The organism is Streptomyces sp. NBC_01788 (assembly GCF_035917575.1).
Lineage (GTDB): Bacteria > Actinomycetota > Actinomycetes > Streptomycetales > Streptomycetaceae > Streptomyces.
Window position 1 is genome coordinate 4,766,189 of record NZ_CP109090.1, and the last position, 23,836, is coordinate 4,790,024.

The 23,836-nt window shown below is 73.0% G+C and carries 17 protein-coding genes; 10 read left to right on the plus strand and 7 right to left on the minus strand.

Annotation, left to right across the window (positions count from 1 at the left end; translation table 11 throughout):
* The first annotated feature begins 26 nt into the window (after window positions 1-26).
* Entirely contained in the window at window positions 27-1,316 is a 1,290-nt protein-coding gene (locus OIE49_RS21730) for an ATP-binding protein (protein WP_326803727.1), read from the plus strand.
* Window positions 1,316-2,035, plus strand: a complete 720-nt coding sequence (locus OIE49_RS21735; protein WP_100569819.1) for a LuxR C-terminal-related transcriptional regulator — start codon at window positions 1,316-1,318, stop codon at window positions 2,033-2,035. Before OIE49_RS21730 ends, OIE49_RS21735 begins: the two co-directional genes overlap by 1 nt.
* Window positions 2,036-2,125: 90 nt before the next feature.
* Here OIE49_RS21735 and OIE49_RS21740 read toward each other — a convergent pair whose 3' ends face one another.
* Window positions 2,126-3,202, minus strand: coding sequence for a C40 family peptidase (locus OIE49_RS21740; RefSeq protein WP_401785217.1), 1,077 nt, complete (start codon window positions 3,200-3,202; stop codon window positions 2,126-2,128).
* Window positions 3,203-3,588: 386 nt separating this feature from the next.
* On the opposite strand from OIE49_RS21740, the gene OIE49_RS21745 reads away from it, so the two are divergent.
* Window positions 3,589-3,942: a hypothetical protein gene (locus OIE49_RS21745; protein ID WP_326803728.1), complete on the plus strand. Its 354-nt coding sequence runs from the start codon at window positions 3,589-3,591 to the stop codon at window positions 3,940-3,942.
* Between the two features lie 3 nt (window positions 3,943-3,945).
* Here the strand turns inward: OIE49_RS21745 and OIE49_RS21750 are convergent, their stop codons facing one another.
* Both OIE49_RS21750 and OIE49_RS21755 read right to left on the minus strand, forming a co-directional pair.
* Entirely contained in the window at window positions 3,946-4,908 is a 963-nt protein-coding gene (locus tag OIE49_RS21750; protein ID WP_326803729.1) for a tellurite resistance/C4-dicarboxylate transporter family protein, read from the minus strand.
* A gap of 101 nt (window positions 4,909-5,009) precedes the next feature.
* Window positions 5,010-6,515 (minus strand): NlpC/P60 family protein, encoded by a 1,506-nt coding sequence (locus OIE49_RS21755; protein WP_326803730.1) that lies wholly within the window; start codon window positions 6,513-6,515, stop codon window positions 5,010-5,012.
* A gap of 260 nt (window positions 6,516-6,775) precedes the next feature.
* Here OIE49_RS21755 and pcrA point away from each other — a divergent pair, with 260 nt between their 5' ends.
* Window positions 6,776-9,265, plus strand: coding sequence for a DNA helicase PcrA (gene pcrA, locus OIE49_RS21760; protein ID WP_326803731.1), 2,490 nt, complete (start codon window positions 6,776-6,778; stop codon window positions 9,263-9,265).
* A 13-nt stretch (window positions 9,266-9,278) separates the two neighbouring features.
* Here pcrA and OIE49_RS21765 read toward each other — a convergent pair whose 3' ends face one another.
* Window positions 9,279-10,841 carry a M23 family metallopeptidase gene (locus OIE49_RS21765; RefSeq protein ID WP_326803732.1) on the minus strand — a complete coding sequence of 521 codons (1,563 nt, stop codon included), beginning with the start codon at window positions 10,839-10,841 and terminating at the stop codon, window positions 9,279-9,281.
* 77 nt (window positions 10,842-10,918) lie between these two features.
* Window positions 10,919-11,785, minus strand: coding sequence for an esterase/lipase family protein (locus OIE49_RS21770; protein WP_326803733.1), 867 nt, complete (start codon window positions 11,783-11,785; stop codon window positions 10,919-10,921).
* A gap of 491 nt (window positions 11,786-12,276) precedes the next feature.
* Here OIE49_RS21770 and OIE49_RS21775 point away from each other — a divergent pair, with 491 nt between their 5' ends.
* On the plus strand, window positions 12,277-12,693 hold the full coding sequence (locus OIE49_RS21775) for a cobalamin B12-binding domain-containing protein (protein ID WP_100569825.1): 417 nt from the start codon (window positions 12,277-12,279) through the stop codon (window positions 12,691-12,693).
* Window positions 12,694-12,794: 101 nt separating this feature from the next.
* On the opposite strand, the gene OIE49_RS21780 is transcribed toward OIE49_RS21775, so the two are convergent.
* Together OIE49_RS21780 and OIE49_RS21785 are read right to left on the minus strand one after the other, a co-directional pair.
* Window positions 12,795-14,423, minus strand: a complete 1,629-nt coding sequence (locus tag OIE49_RS21780; protein ID WP_326803734.1) for a DUF5691 domain-containing protein — start codon at window positions 14,421-14,423, stop codon at window positions 12,795-12,797.
* A 254-nt stretch (window positions 14,424-14,677) separates the two neighbouring features.
* Complete coding sequence (locus OIE49_RS21785) at window positions 14,678-16,057, minus strand: SWIM zinc finger family protein (protein ID WP_326803735.1); 1,380 nt, start codon at window positions 16,055-16,057, stop codon at window positions 14,678-14,680.
* A 133-nt stretch (window positions 16,058-16,190) separates the two neighbouring features.
* Between OIE49_RS21785 and OIE49_RS21790 the strand changes: the two genes are divergently transcribed.
* From OIE49_RS21790 to sucC, 5 genes are all read left to right on the plus strand, one after another.
* The gene (locus OIE49_RS21790) at window positions 16,191-17,342 is read left to right on the plus strand and encodes an AAA family ATPase (RefSeq protein WP_326803736.1); all 1,152 of its coding nucleotides are present in this window, start codon (window positions 16,191-16,193) and stop codon (window positions 17,340-17,342) included.
* A 120-nt stretch (window positions 17,343-17,462) separates the two neighbouring features.
* Entirely contained in the window at window positions 17,463-19,880 is a 2,418-nt protein-coding gene (locus tag OIE49_RS21795; RefSeq protein ID WP_326803737.1) for a DUF5682 family protein, read from the plus strand.
* A complete protein-coding gene (locus OIE49_RS21800; protein WP_326803738.1) occupies window positions 19,877-21,061 on the plus strand; it encodes a VWA domain-containing protein in 1,185 nt (394 codons plus the stop codon). The genes OIE49_RS21795 and OIE49_RS21800 overlap by 4 nt, the downstream gene beginning before the upstream one ends.
* Window positions 21,062-21,166: 105 nt before the next feature.
* Window positions 21,167-22,201 carry a hypothetical protein gene (locus OIE49_RS21805; protein ID WP_326803739.1) on the plus strand — a complete coding sequence of 345 codons (1,035 nt, stop codon included), beginning with the start codon at window positions 21,167-21,169 and terminating at the stop codon, window positions 22,199-22,201.
* Window positions 22,202-22,633: 432 nt separating this feature from the next.
* A complete protein-coding gene (sucC, locus tag OIE49_RS21810; protein WP_100569831.1) occupies window positions 22,634-23,815 on the plus strand; it encodes an ADP-forming succinate--CoA ligase subunit beta in 1,182 nt (393 codons plus the stop codon).
* Window positions 23,816-23,836: the final 21 nt, after the last annotated feature.

The following is a 23,836-nucleotide window of genomic DNA, read 5'->3' on the forward strand; positions in this document are numbered from 1 at the left end:
CCGCCCGGCGTGTGACCATCAGTGGCATGCCGGAAGCCGCAGCAGCGCCCCTCGACGACCCGCGGCCGCCGCGCAAGCTCTACCGCAGCAGCGACGGACGCTGGCTCGGCGGAGTGGCGCGGGGCCTCGCCGGGCACCTCGGGCTGCCCGTCGTCTGGGTGCGGCTGGTCTTCGTCGGCCTCTTCATGGCCGACGGCCTCGGCGCGCTGGTGTACGCGGCCTTCTGGTTCTTCGTGCCCCTCGGCGTCGGCGGCGTCGGCGACCAGAAGCCGCCGTCCCTCGTCACCACCGAGACCTCGCCGGACGGCCGCCGCAGAATCATCGCCCGCAAGCCGGACAAGGGCCAGATCGTCGCCCTGCTCCTCATGGTCGTCGTGGCGATGGTCTTCGTCGGCAGCGTCAATCCGGGCAACGGGGCGAAGGCCTACCTCCTGCCGGCCGTCCTCGTCGCCGCGGGTGTCGCCCTGGTCTGGCGCCAGGCGGACAACGCCCGCCGGGCCCGCTGGGTCGAGGTCGGCCGCCGCCGCCGTACGCTCACCCTGGCCCGCGCCGGCGCGGGCGTCCTGCTGGTCACGGCCGGCGTCTCGGCCATATTCGTGATGCAGGGGTCCGCCGCCCACCTCGGCTCGGTCCTCCAGGCGGCGCTCGCCGTCCTGGTCGGCATAACCCTGCTCGCCGGTCCCTACCTCGTGCGCATGACCCAGGACCTCTCCGAGGAGCGCCTGATGCGCATCCGGGCCCAGGAGCGGGCCGAGGTCGCCGCCCATGTCCACGACTCGGTGCTGCACACCCTGACCCTGATCCAGCGCAACGCGGAGAACGCGGGCGAGGTGCGCCGCCTCGCCCGCGCCCAGGAGCGCGACCTGCGCGCGTGGCTGTACAAGCCGGAGGGCAACGGCAAGGACGAGGCCGACGAACCGGCCACCCTCGCCGAGGCGGTCAAGCGCAACGCCGCCGAGGTGGAGGACAAGCACGGCGTCCCCATAGAGGTGGTCGTGGTCGGCGACTGCCCGCTCGACGAGCGGATCAGCGCCCAGATGCAGGCCGCGAGGGAAGCCATGGTGAACGCCGCCAAGTACGGTGGCGAGGGCGGCGCCGTCCAGGTCTACGCCGAGGTCGAGGGCAGGACCGTCTTCGTGTCCGTGCGGGACCGCGGACCCGGCTTCGACCTGGACGCGATACCCGCCGACCGGATGGGCGTCAGAGAATCGATCATCGGCCGTATGGAGCGCAACGGGGGGACGGCCCGGCTGCGGGCCGTGCCGGACGGCGGCACGGAGGTCGAGCTGGAGATGGAGAGGGCGGAGAACACGTGATGAGTGACCCGACCGAGGCGAACGGTACGGCGGGAGCGGAGACGACGGGGGCGGGCGGGCGACACGTGCGCGTGGTCCTCGTCGACGACCACCGCATGTTCCGCACCGGGGTCCAGGCCGAGATCGGCCAGACCGAGCAGACGGGCGTGGAGGTCGTCGGCGAGGCAGCGGACGTCGACCAGGCGGTCACGGTCATCACCGCCACCCGGCCCGAGGTGGTCCTGCTCGACGTCCACCTGCCCGGGGGCGGCGGGGTGGAGGTGCTGCGGCGCTGCGCAGCGCTGACCGCCGACACCGAGCGGCCCGTACGCTTCCTCGCGCTGTCCGTGTCGGACGCGGCGGAGGACGTGATCGGCGTGATCCGCGGCGGAGCGCGCGGCTATGTGACGAAGACGATCACGGGCACCGACCTGATCGACTCGATCTTCCGGGTTCAGGAGGGCGACGCCGTCTTCTCCCCGCGCCTGGCCGGCTTCGTCCTCGACGCCTTCGCCTCCACCGACGCCCCGCCGGTCGACGAGGACCTCGACCGCCTCACCCAGCGTGAGCGCGAGGTGCTGCGGCTCATCGCCCGCGGCTACGCGTACAAGGAGATCGCCAAGCAGCTCTTCATCTCCGTCAAGACGGTGGAGTCCCACGTTTCCGCGGTGCTGAGGAAGCTCCAGCTCTCCAACCGCCACGAGCTGACCCGCTGGGCGACGGCACGCCGGCTGGTGTGACCTTCGCCGCCGGTAGGCACGCCTTTGCGAGTGGGTGCCGCCGACCGCCGGCGCGCATCCCGGCCAGGCGGCCCCCATACCCGGCGCCCTTCATGCCACCCGGGTCGCCCCCGCGAAGGGCATCTGGTCGATCGGGGCCAGGCGGACCGGGGCCGAGGGGTTGGGTGCGTGGATCATCTGGCCGTTGCCGACGTAGAGGCCGACGTGGCTGACACCGGAGTAGAAGAAGACCAGGTCGCCGGGGCGCAGAGCGGAACGCGGGATGCGGCTGCCCGCGTTGATCTGGGCGTAGGTGGTGCGGGGCAGCGCCACCCCGGCGGAGCGGTAGGCGGCCTGGATCAGGCCCGAGCAGTCGAAGGCGTCGGGCCCGGTCGCGCCCCACACATAGGGGCTGCCGAGCTTCCGGTAGGCGTAGGCGACGGCCGTCGCCGCGCGGGCACCGGGGGCGGTGACCGACGCCGGGTCACCGACGAGTGGATCCCGGGCACCGGAGCCGTGGCGGGTCGCGTGCCCCGTGTCCCCGCCCTGGGCGATCGCGGCGCGCTGCTGCGGGGGCAGTCCCGCCAGCAGTCGCCGGGCCTCGTCCAGTTTGGTGGTGACCGTCTTCTTCTGCCGCCGCAGTTCCGCCTGCCGCGAGCGGAGTGAGGTCAGCTCGATCCGCGCGTCCCCCCGCAGCCGGCCGATCTCCCGTAGCTGCCGGCGCACGTCGGACACGGCGGCCGTCTGCCGGACGCCGGCCCGCTCGGCGAACTCGGCCCCGTCCAGGTACTGCCGGGGGTCGTCGGACAGGAGCAGCTGCACCACGGGGTCGATCCCGCCGTCCCGGTACTGCGCCGCGGCGATCGTGCCCAGCGCGTCGCGGGCGGTGTTCAGCTTCTGCTGCCTGCGGGCGGCCTCGTCGCCCAGTTCCCTCAGCCGCTTCTCGGCCGTGTCCGCCTTCTCCTTCGCCCCGTCGTACTTCTCGGTGGCGGTCTCCGCCTCCCGGTAGAGCGTGTCCACCGTGGCCTTGATCTGCTCCGGCGCCGGCCGCGGAGCGGCGTGCCCGGTGCCGTCGAAGCCGGTCGCCGTCGCGGCGCCCGCGAGGGCGATCGTGGCGGCCGTACGGACGGTGCTCCCGCCGAGCGAGCGCTGTCGGAGCCTGCGGTGCGCTGCCACCTGGAGCGTCACGTCCTTTCTGCCGGCCTGCTGAGGCGGGGTCCTGGTCCGGCGGCGGGCCGCACAGGGGAGCAGCCCGCCGCCGGACCTCTCGGCGGTGGTGTCCGGCCGCCGCCCCTGGCCCGGGCGGCGGTGACGCCGGTCACCTGGGGGAGGAGCTAAGCCGCTCGGTGACCGCTTGGTGAGGTCATGTACGGAAGTGGCGCCAGGGGATCGCGGGCTGACCGTATGTGACCGCGAATCGGTTCCTGGGACGCCGCCTTCGCGTGCTGCGATGACCGATGCGGGCGTTTCCGGGGCATTCGGGCCGGACGAGGTGCTATGGCTCGCATATATGCGGATCGCTTGGGACGGGCCGGTGCCGGGGGCGGGCAGGCCGCTGGTTAGGCTCCCGAGTCATGGACGTACTCATCCATCTCTTCGTCGGTCTGCACATCGTCGGTATCGCCGCACTGCTCGGCGGCTTCCTCACCCAGATGAAGGCGATGGGCCGGGGCACGGCCCGGTTCGTGCCGGCGATGCTGCACGGCGCGCTGACCATGCTGGCCACCGGCGCGATCCTGGTCGGCCTCAACCAGGCCCAGGGCCACCACGTCGACAACATCAAGATCGGCGTGAAGCTGGCGCTGCTGATCGTGATCCTCGGCCTCGTCTACGTCAAGCGGGACGACGAGAAGGTGGACAAGAGCCTGTTCGGCCTGGTGGGCGGGCTCACCGTGGCGAACATCTTCATCGCCGTGCTGTGGACGTGACGGTCAGCGCAGCGCCCTGAGTTCCGTGCGCGCCTCCAGGACCGCGCCCGCGGCGACGGCCAGCCACGCCGCCACCGCGATCCACATCAGCACCTCCCCGAGCCCCCGCGACGGGACGTTCGCGGCGGTCGCGACGGACATGGTCGCCGCCGCCGTCATGCCCATCGGGAACACGGTCGACCAGCGGCGCACGTCGTAGCGCGGCCGGGGCCGTACAAGTTCGGCGACGACCAGGACGGCGTACCAGCACAGGTCGAGCACGAGGAGCGCCAGGGTCACCGTCCGCAGGACACCGCTGTCGTCGCCGTCCCACAGGTACCTGCCCGAGCCGACGGTGACCAGCCGTGCGCCGGCGAGTGCCGAGATCGCCAGGGCGCCGCCCGCGATCCAGTGGTCCCCGTGTCCTTCGAGCAGCTGCCGCAGGTCGAAGCAGCACAGCGCGAAGACGTACAGCGCGAGCCCGATCCAGAACAGCACCAGCGCGGCGTACGCCGGCCAGGCCACCCCCTGTGTTTTGGCCAGCGTGGCGGCGAGCACGGCCAGGCCCTCGGTCGCCACGCAGCTCAGGAACACCGCTCCGGGCATCGGCCGCCGGGAGTTGCGGACCACCAGCACCAGCAGCCCCGGCCACAGTACGAAGGCCAGCGCGAGCAGCGCCTCCGCGAGGGTCTGCCACCCCAGCGCCGAGAAACGGGTCCCGAGCACGGTCGTCGCCGCGACAGCGGTGAGGGCGCCCGGCGTCCCCGCATCCTTGATCCACCGCGACCGGTCGCCCAGCAGCCGCAGGACGAAGTCCGCCGCCAGCGTCAGCCAGGCAAAGCAGGCCACTGCGAGGATCACGCGGGACAGCAGCTCGTAGCCCGCCAGATGCAGGGCGACCGACACGATGCCGGTGGCCATCACGGCGGCACCGGCCGGCGGAGGGCGCTGCGCCAACCAGGCGCGCAAGGGTGAGGTGCCGGGCATGGCCCGATGCTAAGGAGCTTCGCGCGCCCACGCGCGGGGCACGCGCGCGGGTACGCACAAAAATGGTCCGTCGACAGCCTGCAGGACGGGACGCGCCGTCCTCAGGCCGGTCGGACCACGCGGTGCGCCGCCGATGCGCCGTCGTGGTGGACGGGCTCCTCGCGGACGCGGTCGCCGGGCCTCGGCGCGTGGATCAGCACGCCGTCACCGGCGTAGAGGCCGACGTGCTCCGGGTCGTCGAAGAAGGCGAAGAAGACGAGGTCTCCGGGCCGGGCCTCGGAGAGCGGAACCGCCGTACCGGCCTGGGCCTGGTCGCGGGCCGCTCGGGGCAGCGTGACACCCGCGGCCTTCCAGGCGGCCTGGGTGAGACCGGAGCAGTCGTACGACCCCGGACCCGCCGCCCCCCACACGTACGGCTTTCCGATCTGTTCACGGGCGAAGGCGAGGGCCTGATCGGCCCTGGTGGCAGCCATGGAACCGGGCGCCCACCCCGGGAGCACGCCGGATGCCTGCTCCGTGAGCACGCCGGATGCCTGCTCCGTGAGCACGCCGGATGCCTGCTCCGTGAGCACGCCGGATGCCTGCTCGGGGAACATGCCGGGCGTCTGCTCCGGAAACACGCCGGCCGCGTGTTCCGAGGTCATGCTGGGCGTCTGCTCCGAGGACATGCCGGGCGCGTGCACTGGGGACATGGCGGCCGCCTGCTCCGGGGCCACGTTGGGCGTCTGCACCGGAAACCCGCCAGTCGCCTGTTCCGGGAACCCGCCGGCCGTCTGCTCCGGGAACATGTCGGCCGTCTGCTCCGGGAACGCGCCGGCCGTCTGTTCCGGGAACCCGCCGGCCGCGTGCTCCGGGAACGCACCAGTCGCCTGCTCCGGGAACCCGCCGACCGCCTGCTCCGGAAGCCCGCCGGCCGCGTGCTCCGGAGGCATGCCGGTCGGGGCTCCGGAGGTCGTGCCGGCGGCCTGCGGAGTCGAGGTGGTGGTGTTCTGCGCGTCCTCTGCCGCCTGCGGCTGCGGGGCGGGCTCGGTCGTGGGGGTCGCCTCGTGCGCGTGGTGTGCGGACAGCAGTACGCGCGCGTGTGCCAGCTTCCGCTGGACGACCGCCTTGGACGCGCCGATGTCGTGCTGCTGCTCGTCCGGCGGCTCGGGAAGAACAGGTGCCGTGGCCTCGGGCGCGGGCGGACGCGCGCCGGGACCGTCGGCCAGGCTTTCGCGGCGTGCGTTCAGCCGGCCGATCAGCTGGGCCTGGTCGAAGTAGCCCTGCGGGGTCTCGGTGAGCAGCCGGGCGGCGGTCTCGGGGGTGTCGTCACCGCTGCGGTTCGGGGCCGCCGCGAAGGACCCGAGCATCTCGCGCGCCCAGCCGAGCATGTCGGTGCGCTTGGCGACGTCGTCGAGGAGCGCGGCGACCAGCCCGCGCTGCCTCGCTCCCCTCTTCTGGGCGCCGCCCTTCTCCGCGGTGTCCCTCCGCGCGGTGGACGACCCCGCCCGGCCGTACAGGTAGTCGAGCTTCCTCTCGATCTCCTCCGGGCTCGGCCCGGCGCCGTCCGCCCCGCGCGTGCCCGGTCCGGGCGTTGCGGCGGGCCGCGTGCTGCTGTGCGACGCCAAGGGAGGCGACTCCTTCCATCGTCCGCCTGCCGGTTGGCCGTCGAGGGCGGGTGGATCGTGTGGAGGCCGCGTCGTCAGGCGAGTCCCCCGGTGACGATCATGCGGTCAGACCGCACGCTAACCAACTTGTGTGGCGTGTGTGAAGGTTGATGCGCGGTATGTCCGATACGTTTTCGTGACCTTCGTCTCGGCCTCGTCGAACGGTCATCTTTCCGGGGCGGCCACGGGTTGTCGGTGGGGCGCCCTAGACTCGTAGAGCGATGAGCAGCCTCTTTGACGACAGCTTCCTGGCGGATCTCCAGGCCCCCCGCGGCCACGAGGAAGAGCCCCCGCCACCGCCCGAGGACGATCACGCTCCGGAGCCGGTTCCGGACGATCTGTTCGGCGGGAAGTTCGACGTGCCCCCGGACCGGGACGCCTACTACCGCGACGGCGCCCACCGGCCGGTCGTGGACGCGGCCGCGCTCCTGGAGGGGCTGAACGACAACCAGCGCGCCGCCGTGGCGCACTCCGGCTCCCCGCTGCTCATCGTGGCCGGCGCCGGTTCCGGCAAGACCCGTGTGCTCACGCACCGGATCGCGCACCTGCTGGCCGAGCGGGGCGCCCACCCCGGCCAGATCCTGGCGATCACCTTCACCAACAAGGCCGCCGGCGAGATGAAGGAGCGCGTCGAGCAGCTCGTCGGACCGCGCGCCAACGCGATGTGGGTGATGACCTTCCACAGCGCGTGCGTGCGCATCCTGCGCCGGGAGAGCAAGAAGCTCGGCTTCACGTCCTCCTTCTCGATCTACGACGCCGCCGACTCCAAGCGCCTGATGGCCCTGGTCTGCCGCGACCTGGACCTCGACCCCAAGCGCTACCCGCCCAAGTCGTTCAGCGCCAAGATCAGCAACCTCAAGAACGAGCTGATCGACGAGGAGGACTTCGCCGCCCAGGCCACCGACGGCTTCGAGAAGACCCTCGCCCAGGCCTACGCCCTCTACCAGTCGCGGCTGCGTGAGGCCAATGCCCTCGACTTCGACGACCTGATCATGACGACGGTCAACCTGCTGCGCGCCTTCCCGGACGTGGCCGAGCACTACCGCCGCCGCTTCCGGCACGTCCTGGTCGACGAGTACCAGGACACCAACCACGCGCAGTACGCCCTGGTACGGGAGCTGGTCGGCACCGGCGAACACTCCCCGGACGTGGCCGACGTGCCGCCCGCCGAGGACGACCTGCGACCGGCCGAACTGTGCGTGGTCGGTGACGCCGACCAGTCGATCTACGCCTTCCGCGGCGCGACCATCCGCAACATCCTCCAGTTCGAGGAGGACTACCCGGACGCGACGACGATCCTGCTGGAGCAGAACTACCGCTCCACGCAGACGATCCTGTCCGCCGCCAACGCGGTCATCGAGCGCAACGAGTCCCGCCGCCCCAAGAACCTGTGGACCAACGCCGGCGCGGGCGCCCGCATCACGGGCTACGTCGCCGACACCGAGCACGACGAGGCGCAGTTCGTCGCCGAGGAGATAGACCGGCTCACGGACGCGGGCGAGGCCAAGGCCGGCGACGTCGCCGTCTTCTACCGCACCAACGCCCAGTCCCGTGTCTTCGAAGAGATCTTCATCCGCGTCGGCCTGCCCTACAAGGTCGTCGGCGGCGTCCGCTTCTACGAGCGCAAGGAGGTCCGGGACGTCCTGGCCTACCTGCGGGTCCTGGCCAACCCGGAGGACTCCGTCCCGCTGCGCCGCATCCTCAACGTGCCCAAGCGGGGCATCGGCGAGCGCGCCGAGGCGATGATCGACGCCCTCGCGCAGCGGGAGAGGATCAGCTTCCCGCAGGCGCTGCGCCGCGTCGACGAGGCCTACGGGATGGCCGCGCGCTCCACGAACGCGGTCAAGCGGTTCAACACGCTGATGGAGGACCTCCGCACGATCGTCGAGTCGGGCGCCGGACCGGCCACGGTCCTGGAGGCCGTCCTGGAACGCACCGGCTACCTGGGCGAGTTGCAGGCCTCCACCGACCCGCAGGACGAGACCCGTATCGAGAACCTCCAGGAACTCGCCGCCGTCGCCTTGGAGTTCGAGCAGGAGCGTGGTGAGGGGGAGCCGGTCGCGCTCTCCGACTTCCTGGAGCAGGTCGCCCTGGTCGCCGACTCCGACCAGATCCCGGACGAGGAGGACGGCGACGGCGTCATCACCCTGATGACCCTGCACACCGCCAAGGGCCTGGAGTTCCCGGTGGTCTTCCTGACCGGCATGGAGGACGGTGTCTTCCCGCACATGCGGGCCCTCGGCCAGACCAAGGAGCTGGAGGAGGAGCGGCGCCTCGCCTACGTCGGCATCACGCGCGCGCGGGAGCGGCTGTACCTGACCCGCTCGGCGATGCGCAGCGCCTGGGGCCAGCCGTCGTACAACCCGCCCTCCCGGTTCCTGGAGGAGATCCCGACGGCACACGTGGACTGGAAGCGTACGGGCGGCTCGGGCTTCGCGTCCTCCGGTCCGGCGTCCTCGGTGGCGGCCTCGCTGTCCTCGTCCCGCTCCCGCTCGTCGGCGTCCGGCGCCTCGGGCTTCGCCACCCGCCGCACCTCGGAGAAGCCGGTGGCGGCCCTCGCCGTCGGAGACCGGGTCACGCACGACCAGTTCGGCCTGGGCACGGTGGTGGCCGTCGCGGGCACGGGCGACAAGGCACAGGCGACGATCGACTTCGGCGACGGCAAGGCCAAGCGGCTGCTGCTGCGGTACGCGCCGGTGGAGAAGCTGTAGCGGGGGGCGGGACCTACGTCGGGTCGAGGCCGTGGCTGCGCAGCCACGACAGCGGGTCGATGGGCGACCCGCCCGCGGGCCTGACCTCGAAGTGCAGGTGCGGGCCCGTGGAGTTGCCGGAGTTCCCGGAGTACGCGATGGGCTGTCCGGCCTTCACCGTCGTACCGGAAGGGACCTGGTAGCTGGAGAGGTGGCAGTACCACGTCTCCGTGCCGTCCATCGCGGTCACGATCATCATGTTGCCGTAGGCGCTGTTCCACTGCGTGCGGACCGTGCCGTCGGTGGCGGCCAGCACCGACGTCCCGTACGACACGGGGAAGTCGATGCCGGTGTGCACGGACATCCAGTTCACGCCGGCCTGGCCGAAGTAGGCGCTGAGGCCCCTCTGCAGGACGGGGACGGCGAACTTGGGGCGCAGCCGTTCCAGACGGGCCGCCTCCTCCGCCGCCTTCTTCTTCTCGGACTCCTGCTGCGCCTTGAGGTCGATGCGCTCCTGGTACCGGCTGGCCCGGTCGGCGAAGTCGTTCGCCCCTGCGGACACGCTCTGCAGCTGGGTGTCCAGCTTGTTGTTGGCGGTGGACGCCTTGACCGGGTGCACGTCGGGCGTGGCCGCCGCGCTGTCCTTGCCGTCCTCGGTCAGTCCGCCCACGGAGGCCGCGGCGATTCCGGCGACACCCATCACGCAGACCGAGGGCACGGCCACCGTGAGCAGTGCGGAGCGCTTGGCCGGGGGGCGGCGCCGGGAGCGGCCCGCGGCCCGTGAGGCCGCTCGTGGAGCGGGAGGCGGGGCGGGGGTGACTTCTTCCTCGTCGTCGAGCAGCGGCGGTGCCGCGTCCGGCTCGACGGTGGCGGCCGGTTCCTCTTCCGCCAAGTCGCCCTGAGGCTCGTGCGGCTCGGGCGCGTCGAAGTTCTCGGCGACCGTGGTGGTGGCGTCGCCGTTCCACTGTGTGGCGTCGTACGCGCCGGTGTCGAAGGTCTGCGTGTTCCAGTCCCACTGCTGGGTGGCGTCGGCGACGGCCGTCTGATCCGGCTGGAGCCAGGTGTGCGCGTCCCACTGGCCGCTGGTGTCGACCGGGGCGGACTGCGCCGGGACGGAGGCCAGTTGCTGGTAGCCCGTCGCCCAGGCGGTGGTGTCGTACGCGCCGGTGTCGTAGGCGGTGTGGTGCTGAGCCGCGTACGGGTCGTAGTCCGGGCTCTGGTGGCCGTTCGCGGTCCAGCCGGTGGTGTCGTACGTACCCGTGGTGTGCGCCTCGGCGCCCGTGAAGCCTTCGTGGAGATGGTCGGCGGCGTAGTCGGCCGGGGCGTACGTGCCGGTGTGGAAACCGGTGGCGCCGTAGTCGCCGTAGGAGGTGAAGTCGCCGTACGCGGCTTCCTGTCCGTTGTACGACGCGTAGGGCGTCGAGGCGGCATCGGAGGCCGGAGCCGGGGCGGTCGCGCTCCCCGACGGGTGACGGTCGTTCACCAACTTCTCTTTCGCCTCGACAACAGGGGCTGGCAGAGCAGTGCGGTGACTGTACCCGGCGGTATGAGGGCGCGACAATCTTCCGCAGGTTTCCCCGATGTGGGAAACGGGCATTCAGCCGTGTTTCGCCGGTGTGTGGAGACGGCTTTAACTCTGTGTTCGAGCTGCGTTCGATCCCAAGGGGCCGGTTGTCAGGCGACGGTCACTCCGCCGGCGCGCTTGGCGGTCGGGTCCCCGGGGCGTGCGGTGTCGAGGACCTGTCGTATCCCGGTCGCCACGGCGGGGTGCAGTGGCAGGGCGAGATGCCCGACTCCGCTCACCTGGATGTTCTCCACCTTCAGGTCGGGGTGGTCGATGCAGGCCGACTCCAGCGGATCCATCAGGTGGTCGAGGTCGCTCCAGAAGCTGACGAAGTGGGTGCTGCAGCCCGGCGCGGGGCGTGACAGCTCCTCGATCAGCTCGGAACCGGGGCGCATCTGCCGCACGATCGGATGGGCGTTGGCCAGCGGCGCGACCCGGGTGCCGGAGTGCGGGGTGCCGAGGGTGACGAGGGTGCGGACCCGCAGGTCGCCGCCGAGCCGTTGCACGTAGTAGCGGGCGATCAGCCCGCCGAGGCTGTGCCCGACGACGTCGATCTGCCTGCTGCCGGTGCGCTCGCAGATCTCCTCGATGTGCCGGCCGAGCAGTTCGGCCGCGGTGCGGACGTCGCAGGTCAGCGGTGAGTAGTTCAGGGACTCCACGCGCTGCCTGCCGTGCTGGGCGAGGCTGCGGCGCAGCAGGACGAACACCGAGCGGTTGTCGATGAACCCGTGCAGCAGCACGACCGGTGGCTTGGCCTCGGTCGGCAGCTGGGCGGCGCCAGCGGGCTCCGGGAGCGCGCCGGAGGCGCCGCGGCGCTCCTGGACGATGCCCGAGGGATAGAGCAGGAGATGGCCCGCGAGGATCGCGAGCTCCAGGGCGGTCGCCTTCAGCAGAGCCAGTGAGAGCCCCGCCAGCCTGCACGGCAGCAGACACCGGCAGAGCGGGAGAATGGGGTCCGCGACCCTGGTGACCTTCATGGCCGACCTCCTGTCGGCACGCTGGAGGACGGCCCTGTCCCCCGTGTGCCCTCGTGGGCAGTCGCGGTAGGGGCGGCCGGCCGGGCGGGCTTCGCGCTGCCGTGCCCCACCGGTCCCGGGTGCCCTTCCTGCCCTCGCCGATACGTCGCACCACCGCGGCGCGCGGCCTGCGGCGCGGTGGTGCGGCGACCTCGTTGCGGCTCCCGTCGTGTTTGCTCCCGCAGTGCTCCGCGCGCCGCGGCACAGGAGTGCGGCGTTCGGGCCGCGCGGACGGGGAACGGTGCGCGGCCTGCGGGTCCCCCCTGGCCGGTGAACTCGGGGGAGTGTCCCACCATGTGATTTCCCCCTCCCTCTGCGTCGTGAAACTGCCGGGTGCGGGATGCTGGCGATAACGTTCGTTCACTTACCCGGCCGGTGTGGTGCGGGGTGTCCGTGCCGTGTGTGCGGTACTTGTCGGTACGGATGGATGTAGTCGCTTCATGGAGGCAGTGATGGGTGTGGCAGCCGGTCCGATCCGCGTGGTGGTGGCCAAGCCGGGGCTCGACGGCCACGATCGGGGCGCCAAGGTGATCGCGCGGGCCCTGCGCGACGCGGGTATGGAGGTCATCTACACGGGGCTCCACCAGACCCCGGAGCAGATCGTGGACACGGCGATCCAGGAGGACGCCGACGCGATCGGCCTGTCCATCCTCTCGGGCGCGCACAACACCCTGTTCGCCGCGGTGATCGAACTGCTCAGGGCGCGCGAGGCGGAGGACATCGTCGTCTTCGGCGGCGGCATCATCCCGGAGGCGGACATCCCGCCGCTCAAGGAGAAGGGCGTCGCGGAGATCTTCACCCCGGGCGCGACCACCCAGTCGATCGTCGACTGGGTCAGGGCGAACGTCCGCCAGCCCGCCGAGGCGTAGCGCCGGCGGCTCCCGTGGGATCACCCGGCGCCGGCCGGGTGCGAGCGGCCCGGCCTGGGGGCGCGGCCCCCAGGGAGACCCGCCCTCACCCGGAGCGGGACTCAGCCGGCCCGCGCCGCCTCCAGTTCCCCGGCCATGGCGGAGCGCAGCCGCAAGGTCGTCACGAGCCGCTGGAATGCCTCCGCCCAGTACCCTCCGGCCCCCGGCGACGCGTCCTCCGCCTCGTCGGGAACCGCCAGCAGTCCGTCGAGCCGACTCGCCTCCGCGGGATCCAGGCACCGCTCGGCAAGCCCCATCACTCCACTGAAACTCCATGGGTAACTCCCTGCGTCCCGCGCGATGTTGAGCGCGTCGACCACCGCCCGCCCGAGCGGTGCCGCCCACGGCACCGCGCACACCCCGAGCAGTTGAAACGCCTCGGGCAGTCCGTGTGCCGCGATGAATCCGGCCACCCAGTCGGCACGCTCGGCGGCGTCCAGCGTGCCGAGCAGCTTGGCGCGCTCGGCCAGGGAAACCGCGCCGGGACCGCCGGCGTCGGAGGCCGCGGATGGTCCGAGGAGCGCCCGCGCCCACTGTGCGTCCCGCTGCCGCACCGCCGCCCGGCACCAGGCGGCGTGCAGTTCGCCCTGCCATCCGTCCGCGACCGGCAGGGCCACGATCTCCCGCGGTGTGCGCCCGCCCAGCCGTCCGGGCCAGGTCGCGAGCGGTGCCGCCTCCACCAACTGGCCCAGCCACCAAGATCGTTCGCCCCGCCCTGCCGGAGCCTTGGGGACGATCCCGTCGCGTTCCATGGCCGAGTCGCACTCGTGCGGCGCCTCGACGACGAGCGTCGGTGTCCCGCGTGTGTGGTCGACGGCCACGCAGGAGCGGGCCCGGCCGGACATCCGTGAGGCGAGCGCGGATCCGGGCAGCGCCGAGAGCAGCTCCGCGGCCGTGGACCGCACATTGCGGCTGCGGTCGGCCAGTGCCTCTTCCAGGAACGCCTCGTCGTCCGGGCTGAGCCCCGTCCGCAGGGAGTCGAGGAACATCAGCCGGTCCTCGGCCCGCTCGGTGGCCCAGGAGCCGGAGAGCAGTTCGCGCGCGGCCGCGGGCGTGCGCGAACGTATCGACGCCAGCAGCGCGACCCGCTCCGCGAACAGGCCCTCCTCCCACAGCCTCCGGACGCGGCCGGCGTCCTCGGAGCCGGCCGGCGCGGCGGCGGCGCCCGGGGCCGCGCGCAGGGCGAACCGCCAGTCCGGGTTCAGGCCCGCCAGCCACCGTGCGCGCGGGCCGCCGAAGGCCAGTGCGGCCGGGCGCAGGTCCGTACGGCCCCGCGCGGCGTCCAGCAGGGCGGGCAGTGCTTCCGGGGGCGGGGCGTACCCGTGGGCGTTCGCCGCCGCGAGCCACTGGGGCAGCAGTTCCATCAGGTCCGGTGCCGTGCCCCTGCGGCCACCCGCCGTACCGGGCCGGTCGGCCAGCAGCATGGCCAGCCTGCGGCCCGCAGCCGCGGGCAGCGGCGGACGCGGATCCTTTGGTGCGGGCTCCGGGCGCCGGGCCGCCGGAGCGGGGCGCAGCCCCGCACGCCGCCGCACGGTCTGCACGGCCGCCGCGTCGAGCAGCGCCACCGGCGCCGCCCGTCCGGGCGCGCCGGCCGGGGGCGTGCGCCGGTCCGTGCCGAGCAGGGCGGTGGTGACCAACTCCTCCCAGGCGCCCGTGGCGGGCGCCTCCGGCGGGGTGGAGTTCCTGATCATGAGCTTCCTTTCCGTCGCCGGCTGCCCGGGAGTGGTTGAAGGGTCACATGGACCGGGTTTCCCCTGGGGTGGAACAAATGCGTGGTGCGGAAGAGAAAAGATATTCAGATGGGATGCTCTCTGATATTTTGCGCCTTTTGGGTGAGAGGTTCCCGCTGTGCCGACAGTGCCCCGCGTAGCACGGTGACGTCACTCCTTTGCCGGACATTCCGAGCCCGCTGCCAGGGCTGATGTCACGGATGGTTGATGAGATATCAGCACAGAGTCACCATCTTTTCCTCGCCCCGTGGCCAGGCGGTCAACGGGGTGAAGCCCCGGTGGCCGCACTCGCCGAAGACCGTGACCGGAGCGCCGCCCGACAGGGCGACGAGCCGCCACAGACCCGGACGCGTCCGGGCCGCGCGCGTGAGGGGCAGCGCGGAGTCGGAGGTGGCGTCGGAGGTGGCGTCGGAGGTGGCGTCGGCCAACTGCCAGGACTCGCCGTCAGGGACCGGTACGACCTCCCGCAGCGTCACCGGAACCGACTCCAGCCACGGATCGTCCCGCAGCGCCGCGCCGTAGCGGGCGGCCGCCTGCGCCGTCGTCACACCGGGTGGACGGATCCGGGTGGGCGCCGGGGACGCGAACCGCTCGCCCAGGACCGCCCGCGGCTGTCCCGCGCCCGGATGGGAGGAGACCTCCGCCTCCAGGGCCTGACCCACCGGCAGCGCGAGCTCCGGGGCCCGGCCCGCCGCGCCGTAGGAGAGCAGCAGAGCCGTCCGCCCGGAGCCGGCGCCGTGCAGCCAGATCCTGCGCGTGGTCAGCCTCGCGTCCGCGGTGTCGTACTGGGCGAGGACGAGCCAGCGGTCCCGCACCGCGGGCCCCTCCGCGGAGACGGGCAGGCCCACCCGGGAACGGACCGTCGCCGACAACCCCTCCGGCAGCCGCTCGCGGCCCAGCCAGCCCTGGCCCAGCAGGTGCAGCAGCGCGCACTCCTCCAGCAGCCGCACCGGCCAGCCCGGCCCCGACGACGGCACGGCCCCCAGCTCCCGCACCCGTCCCGCCAGCCCGGGAGCCTGCGCGTCGACCATGCGGGCCGCCGTCTCCTCCCACAGCCCGTACCCCGCCTGTTCGGCCGGGGCCAGACCGCCGCGCAGCAGGTCGGCCAGGCGCTGCTCCAGCTCCGTCACCCCCGCGGTGATCCGCTCGGCCCGGCGCTCCGCCCTGCGCAGCGCCGCCCGTGGATCAGCGGAACCGGAGGCCGGATCCGCGGCCCCCTCCGACCGCTTCCGCGCCGTCCGCTCCCCGCGGGCCGCCAGCCACGGCCCGGCCCAGTCGGGCGCCTGCCCGGACGGCACCGCGCCGTCGTCGCCCGTCCACAACAGCAGCAGACCGAGCGCGTGCTTGCACGGGAACTTCCGGCTCGGGCAGCTGCACTTGTACGCCGGCCCGGCACCGCCCGCGAGGTCGACGACCGTCTGATACGGCCTGCCGCCGCTGCCTTTGCACAGTCCCCACACCGCCCCCTCGTCGGAACACCCCGCCTCGGACCACGGCCCGGCCGCGCCGAGTTTGCTTCCCGCTTTGCGCGACGCGGCGTCAGGCGCCAGTGACAGCACCTGGTCCGCGCTCCAGCGCACCCCCTGCTGAGTCATGCCGTCGAAGGTAGACGCTGCCACTGACAATCGACCTGGCGAGCCGGTTTGCGCAGGTCAGAATGCGTTGTCAGTGCCGTGGTGCACGGTTGGTGACAGATCCGAACCGGCCGAGCTGGAGGGGGCCTCAGCCATGTCTGTGTCCGTCGAACCGACACCCGTCGCACCGCGCCAGAACCACTCCGCGCCCGCGAACACACCGGAGGCGCAGGCGCTGCGCCCGCACGCCGAGCACGCCTTCGCGGCCGAACTGGCGGTGCTCGCCGCACACGACGACCGTCCGCGCCCCGCCCGCTGGAAGTTGTCGCCGTGGGCCGTCGCGACCTATCTCCTCGGTGGCACGCTGTCGGACGGCACGGTGATCACACCGAAGTACGTGGGCCCTCGCCGCATCGTCGAGGTCGCGGTCACCACCCTCGCCACCGACCGCGCCCTGCTCCTGCTCGGCGTGCCGGGCACGGCGAAGACGTGGGTGTCCGAGCATCTGGCCGCCGCGGTCAGCGGCGACTCGACCCTGCTGGTCCAGGGCACGGCCGGCACCCCGGAGGAGGCGATCCGCTACGGCTGGGACTACGCGCGGCTGCTGGCACACGGCCCGAGCCGCGACGCCCTCGTGCCCAGCCCGGTCATGCGGGCCATGGCGCAGGGCATGACCGCCCGGGTCGAGGAGCTGACCCGCGTCCCGGCCGACGTGCAGGACACGCTGATCACGATCCTGTCCGAGAAGACCCTGCCGATACCGGAGCTGGGCGAGGAGGTGCAGGCGGTCCGCGGGTTCAACCTGATCGCCACCGCCAACGACCGCGACCGCGGGGTCAACGACCTCTCCAGCGCCCTGCGCCGCCGGTTCAACACGGTGGTGCTGCCGCTGCCGGAGAGCCCCGAGGCCGAGGTCGACATCGTCGCGCGCCGCGTCGACCAGATCGGCCGCTCCCTCGACCTGCCGGGCGTCCCGGACGGGGCCGACGAGATCCGCCGCGTCGTGACCGTCTTCCGCGAATTGCGCGACGGCGTCACCACGGACGGCCGGACGAAGCTGAAGTCGCCCAGCGGCACCCTGTCCACCGCCGAGGCGATCTCTGTGGTCACCGGCGGCCTCGCGCTGGCGGCCCACTTCGGCGACGGCGTGCTGCGGGCCGGTGATGTGGCCGCCGGCATCCTCGGCGCCGTCGTCCGCGATCCGGCGGCCGACCGAGTCGTCTGGCAGGAGTACCTGGAGACCGTCGTCCGCGAGCGCGACGGCTGGAAGGACTTCTACCGCGCCTGCCGGGAGGTGAGCGCGTGAGCGGCACCGGACGGCCGGCCCACGCCGGACGCCCGCCGGCCGGCACGGCGCGGGCCCGCGCCGACGACGAGCCCAGCTGGACCGGGGGGCGAGGACGAGGGAGCACGAGGAGGGGACGGCGTGAGGGGAGTTGAGGAGGCCGGGGGACGGCCGCACGGCGCGGGCACGCTGCTGCTCGGGGTCCGGCACCACGGGCCGGGATCCGCGCGCGCGGTGCGGGCCGCGCTGGAGGCGGCACGGCCGCGGGTGGTGCTGATCGAGGGCCCGCCGGAGGCGGACGCGCTGATCCCGCTCGCCGCCGATCACGACATGCGGCCGCCCGTCGCGCTCCTCGCCCACGCGGTGGACGAGCCCGGCCGTTCGGCGTTCTGGCCGCTGGCCGGTTTCTCGCCCGAGTGGGTCGCCATCCGCTGGGCACTGGAGCACGACGTCCCCGCCCGCTTCATCGACCTGCCGGCCACGCACACGCTCGCGTGGGGCAGGGACGACGTCGCCCCGCCCGCGGACGGCGGCGCCGACGCGGAGGGCTCCGCGGTGGAGGGGACCGCGGAGCCCCCGGCGGAGGCGTGCCCTGCCGAGGCCCCGGTGCGCGTCGACCCGCTCGCCGCGCTCGCCGAGGCCGCCGGGTACGACGATCCCGAGCGCTGGTGGGAGGACGTGGTCGAGCACCGGGGCACCGGTGAGGGCGACGCGTTCGCCCCGTTCCTGGTGCTGGAGGAGGCCATGGACGCGCTGCGGGAGGCGTACGCCAGCGGGGAGGACCACCGGGATCTTGCGCGTGAGGCGTACATGCGCCTCCAAGTGCGCGCCGCACAGCGCGAGTTCGGGGACGATCTCGCCGTGGTGTGCGGGGCCTGGCACCTCCCCGCGCTCCGGCGGAAGGCGACCGTCGCCGCCGACCGGGCCCTGCTGAAGGGCCTGCCCAAGGTCAAGGCGGACATGACCTGGGTGCCCTGGACCCACCGCCGGCTGTCCCGGGCCTCCGGCTACGGCGCGGGCATCGACTCGCCCGGCTGGTACGCCCATCTGTTCGACGTGCCTGACCGGCCCGTCGAGCGGTGGCTGACCAAGGTGGCGGGACTGCTGCGTGAGGAGGACCGGATCGTCTCCTCCGCGCACGTCATCGAGGCGGTGCGGCTGGCGGGGACGCTCGCCGCGATGCGCGGCCGCCCGCTGCCGGGCCTGGGCGAGACGACGGACGCGGTGCGCGCCGTGATGTGCGACGGCTCCGACGTGCCGCTGGCCCTGGTGCACGACCGGCTGGTGGTCGGGGACGTGCTGGGCGCGGTGCCGGAGGCGGCGCCCGCGGTGCCGTTGCAGCGCGATCTGGCCCGGCTGCAACGGCGGTTGCGGCTCAAACCGGAGGCGCAGGAGCGGGAGCTGGAGCTCGACCTGCGCAAGGAGACCGACGCCGGGCGCAGCAGGCTGCTCCACCGGCTGCGGCTGCTGGGCGTGGGCTGGGGGGAACCCACGGCCTCGCGGGGCAGCACCGGTACGTTCCGCGAGACCTGGTGGCTGCGCTGGGAGCCGGAGCTGTCGGTGCGCGTCGCCGAGGCCGGGGTGTGGGGGACGACCGTGCTGGCCGCCGCGACCGCCAGGGCGGAGGCGGACGCCGCGGCCGCACAGGCCCTCGCCGAGGTCACCGCGCTCGCGGAGCGCTGCCTGCTCGCCGAACTGCCCGACGCGCTGCCTGTGGTCGTGCGCGCGCTCGCCGACCGGGCGGCGCTCGACGCGGACGTCGGACACCTCGCCCAGGCGCTGCCGGCCCTGGTTCGCTCCCTGCGCTACGGGGACGTGCGCGGCACGGACACCGAGGCGCTGGCCGGGGTTGCGGCCGGCCTGGCCGAGCGGATCTTCGTCGGCCTGCCCCCGGCCTGCGTCGCACTGGACGCGGACGCGGCCGAGGAGATACGGCGCCATGTGGACGCGGTGCACGGCGCGGTCGCCCTGCTCGACGACACCCCCAAGGCGGGACACGGCGACCTGCGCGCCCGCTGGCACACCGTGCTCCGGACTCTTTCCGGACGGGACACCGTCGCCGGGGTGCTGCGGGGACGCGCGGTGCGGCTGCTCCTGGACGACGGGGAGGTCGAGCAGGATCAGGCGGCGCGCCTCATGGGCCTCGCGCTGTCGCCGGGCACGCCGCCGGCCGACGCGGCCGCGTGGATCGAGGGCTTCGTCGGAGGTGGGGGCGGGATGCTGCTCGTGCACGACGAGCGGCTGCTCGGACTGGTCGACGACTGGCTGACCGGCGTGCCGGCGCAGGCGTTCACGGACGTGCTGCCGCTGCTGCGGCGCACCTTCTCGGCGTACGAACCGGGTGTGCGCAGAACGCTCGGCGAGCTGGTCCGGCGCGGTCCGGGGCGGGGCAGCGGCGGGGCCGGGGGCCTGACGGGCGGTGTGCCCGGGTTCGGCGAGGAACCCGACCAGGAGCGCGCGGACGCCGTACTGCCCGTGCTGCGGCTGCTGTTGGGCCTCGACGGACCCGGTCCCGGCGGGGAGAAGCCGGGCAACGAGCTCGCGGAGGTGGCGGGATGACCGTGGGAGAGGGGTACGACGTGACGGACGCGAGCCAGGAGCGGCTGCGGCGCTGGCGGCTCGTGCTCGGCGGCGGCCCGGCCGACGGCACCGGATGCGCGCTGTCGGGGCGGGACGCGGCGATGGACGGAGCGCTCGCCGCGCTCTACGGAAAGGGGGACAAGCCGCCGGCGGGACGGACGGGGCGGGACCGCTCGGCGGGACTGGGGGGCTCGGCGCCCTCGGTGGCGCGGTGGCTCGGGGACATACGGACGTACTTCCCCTCCTCCGTGGTGCAGGTCATGCAGCGGGACGCCATCGACCGGCTCGGGCTGGCCACGCTGCTCCTTGAGCCGGAGATGCTGGAGGCGGTGGAGGCGGACGTGCACCTCGTCGGCACCCTGCTCTCGCTCAACAAGGCGATGCCGGAGACGACGAGGGAGACGGCCCGGGCCGTGGTGCGCAAGGTCGTCGAGGACCTGGAGAAGCGTCTGGCGACCCGTACCCGGGCCACGCTCACCGGCGCCCTCGACCGCAGCGCGCGCGTCAGCCGGCCGCGCCACCACGACATCGACTGGAACCGCACGATCGCGGCCAACCTCAAGAACTACCTGCCGGAGTACCGGACGGTCGTGCCCGAGCGGCTGATCGGCTACGGCCGCGCTTCGCAGTCGGTGAAGAAGGAGGTCGTCCTCTGCGTCGACCAGTCGGGGTCGATGGCGGCGTCCGTCGTGTACGCCTCCGTGTTCGGGGCGGTGCTGGCGTCCATGCGGTCCGTCAGCACCCGGCTGGTCGTCTTCGACACGGCCGTCGTCGACCTCACCGACCAGCTCGACGACCCGGTGGACGTGCTCTTCGGCACCCAGTTGGGGGGCGGCACGGACATCAACCGGGCGCTGGCGTACTGCCAGTCGCGGATCACCCGGCCCGCCGAGACGGTGGTCGTGCTGATCAGCGACCTGTACGAGGGAGGCATACGCGACGAGATGCTGAAACGGGTCGCCGCGTTGAAGGCGTCCGGAGTGCAGTTCGTGACGCTGCTCGCGCTCTCCGACGAGGGCGCGCCCGCCTACGACCGTGAGCACGCGGCGGCTCTCGCGGCGCTCGGGGCACCGGCGTTCGCCTGCACGCCCGACCTGTTCCCGGAAGTGATGGCGGCGGCGATCGAGAAGCGGCCGTTGCCGATACCGGACGCCGTGTGACATTGGCCGCCCACCGGTGGGAGAGGGCTTGCGCACCCTCGGGAGCGCCGTGCGAGGATCGACGCCCCAACATCTTGTCGCCGTACGGGAAGAACCGCCCCCCTCTTGACCTGGCCAGCAGCCCTGCCCGGTGCCGCTCTGCGCGCGACGCGTACGGCGGCCGGACAGCGTGCGTTGGAACTTGGGCTGCTGGTGGGGCTGTTGTTCACCCTCGGGCTCGTCTGCGGGCAGCAGGCGAGGGCGGCGGAGGGCGGACCGGCAGCACGGTTGACCGAGACGGTGACCGCGGCGGTGCGGGCACCCGCGTCCTCGGCTACGTCCGGCGTCCAGCCCGTCGTCGAGCGCGTGATGCGGCCGGTGGTCGAGCCGGTTGCCGGGTCCGTCGTCGAGCGCGTCGTGAAGCCGGTTGCCGAGCCGATTGCTCAGCCCGTCGTCGAAGGTGTCGTGCGGCCGGTGGTCGAGCCGGTCGTCGACTCGGTGGTTCGGCCCGTCGTGAAGCCCGTCGTCGAGCCCGTCGTGGGCGTGGTGACCGGGTCTGTCGTCCGGCCGGTTGTGCAGCCGGTCGGGGACATGGTCGGTGCTGTGGTGGGCGGGGCGGCCGGGGCGGGGCCCGAGGTACCGGTGGTGCCTGTCGTGGCAGGCGTGCCCGTTGTGCCCGGCCTTCCGGCGCCGTTGCCGTCGGAGCCGCAGTCGGGGCCCGTTGTCCCGGCTCGGGAGGTTCAGTCGCGGCAGCCGACCGGGAGCGCGGGCCCGACCACGTCCAAGACGCACATCAGCACGCCCAACGCCCGTACGGGGCACGGCGTCACCGCGCCCTCCGCCCCCTACGGCCCCCGCTGCGCCGGCGCGACTGCCGGGCTCGGCGGCGCCACCATGCGCGTACAGACCCACCCCGCACCCAGGGCCGGCCTCGTCGCCCCGCTCACCCGGCTCCCCGCGGGGCACGGCCCCGCCGGTGGCGCGGACGGTGTGCTCGGCGACCACGCGGCGGCCGACTCCGGCAGCTCGCGGCACGGTGACGCGCACGCCGTCACGCTGCCCGAGCGGGCCCCGCTGCGGCTGCTGCCCGGCGCCGCCGCCCGGACCGCCGAGGCCGGCACCCGGGACCGGTACCAGGCCGTCCCCGTCTTCCCCGGCTGACCGGACGCGGAGAGCACCCGACTCCGCGGGCCCGGTGGACCCGGACGGCTGAAAGCCGTCGGTCCGTCCGGCCGTGCCGCACGGGACCTCGCGGAAGGGCAGGCCGGTTCCCATTGGGGTGGGGATCACCCGCCCTCGGCCCTTCGGGGCTGTACGAGGGGGCCTCACCCGGCGAACCCCAGCCCGGTGAGGCCCCCGCTTCAACGGCACGCCGTGCCAGGGAGCGCGGCATCATGTGACAGGTATCACCGCTCAGGTGTGACCCTCGATTTAGGCCACCCCCGTAAGCGGGGATAACCTGCGAGACGGACATGCCGCGCGCTCGGACACCGTGTGCGCCTTCCCTGTGACCCAGAGCGGACGTCACGTTGCCCTTCGCGGCACGCCCACGCATCCAACGAACCGCGAGATCACTGATAGGGACGGAAGCGCGTGGACCTGTTCGAGTACCAGGCGAGGGACCTCTTCGCCAAGCACGGTGTACCGGTGCTGGCCGGTGAAGTCATCGACACGCCTGAGGCGGCGCGCGAGATCACCGAGCGGCTGGGCGGCAAGTCGGTCGTCAAGGCCCAGGTGAAGGTCGGTGGCCGCGGCAAGGCCGGTGGTGTCAAGCTGGCCGCCACTCCGGACGAGGCCGTCGCGCGCGCGACGGACATCCTCGGCATGGACATCAAGGGCCACACGGTCCACAAGGTCATGCTCGCCGAGACCGCCCCGGAGATCCTCGAGGAGTACTACGTCTCCTTCCTCCTCGACCGTGCCAACCGCACCTTCCTCTCCATCGCCTCCGTCGAGGGCGGCATGGAGATCGAGGAGGTGGCGGCCACCCGCCCCGAGGCCGTCGCGCAGATCGCGATCGACGCCATCGACGGTGTGGACCGGGCGAAGGCCGAGGAGATCGTCGCCGCGGCCAAGTTCCCGGCCGAGGTCGCCGACAAGGTCGCCGACGTCCTGGTCAGCCTCTGGGAGGTCTTCGTCAAGGAGGACGCCCTCCTGGTCGAGGTCAACCCGCTCGCGAAGGTCGCCTCCGGCGACGTCATCGCCCTCGACGGCAAGGTGTCGCTGGACGAGAACGCGGAGTTCCGTCACCCCGAGTTCGACGAGCTGCACGACAAGGCCGCCGCGAACCCGCTGGAGGCCGCCGCCAAGGAGAAGAACCTCAACTACGTCAAGCTCGACGGTGAGGTCGGCATCATCGGCAACGGCGCGGGTCTGGTCATGTCGACCCTGGACGTCGTCGCCTACGCCGGTGAGGCCCACAAGGGCGTCAAGCCGGCCAACTTCCTCGACATCGGTGGCGGTGCCTCCGCCGAGGTGATGGCGAACGGCCTGGAGATCATCCTGGGCGACCCGGACGTGAAGTCCGTGTTCGTCAACGTGTTCGGCGGGATCACCGCGTGCGACGCGGTCGCCAACGGCATCGTGCAGGCGCTGGAGCTGCTCGAGTCCAAGGGCGAGGAGGTCACCAAGCCACTGGTGGTGCGTCTGGACGGCAACAACGCCGAGCTGGGTCGCCAGATCCTGGACGACCGCAACCACCCGCTGGTGCAGCGCGTGGACACCATGGACGGCGCGGCCGACAAGGCCGCCGAGCTGGCTGCTGCCGCGAAGTAAGGGACGAGGTCACACAACACC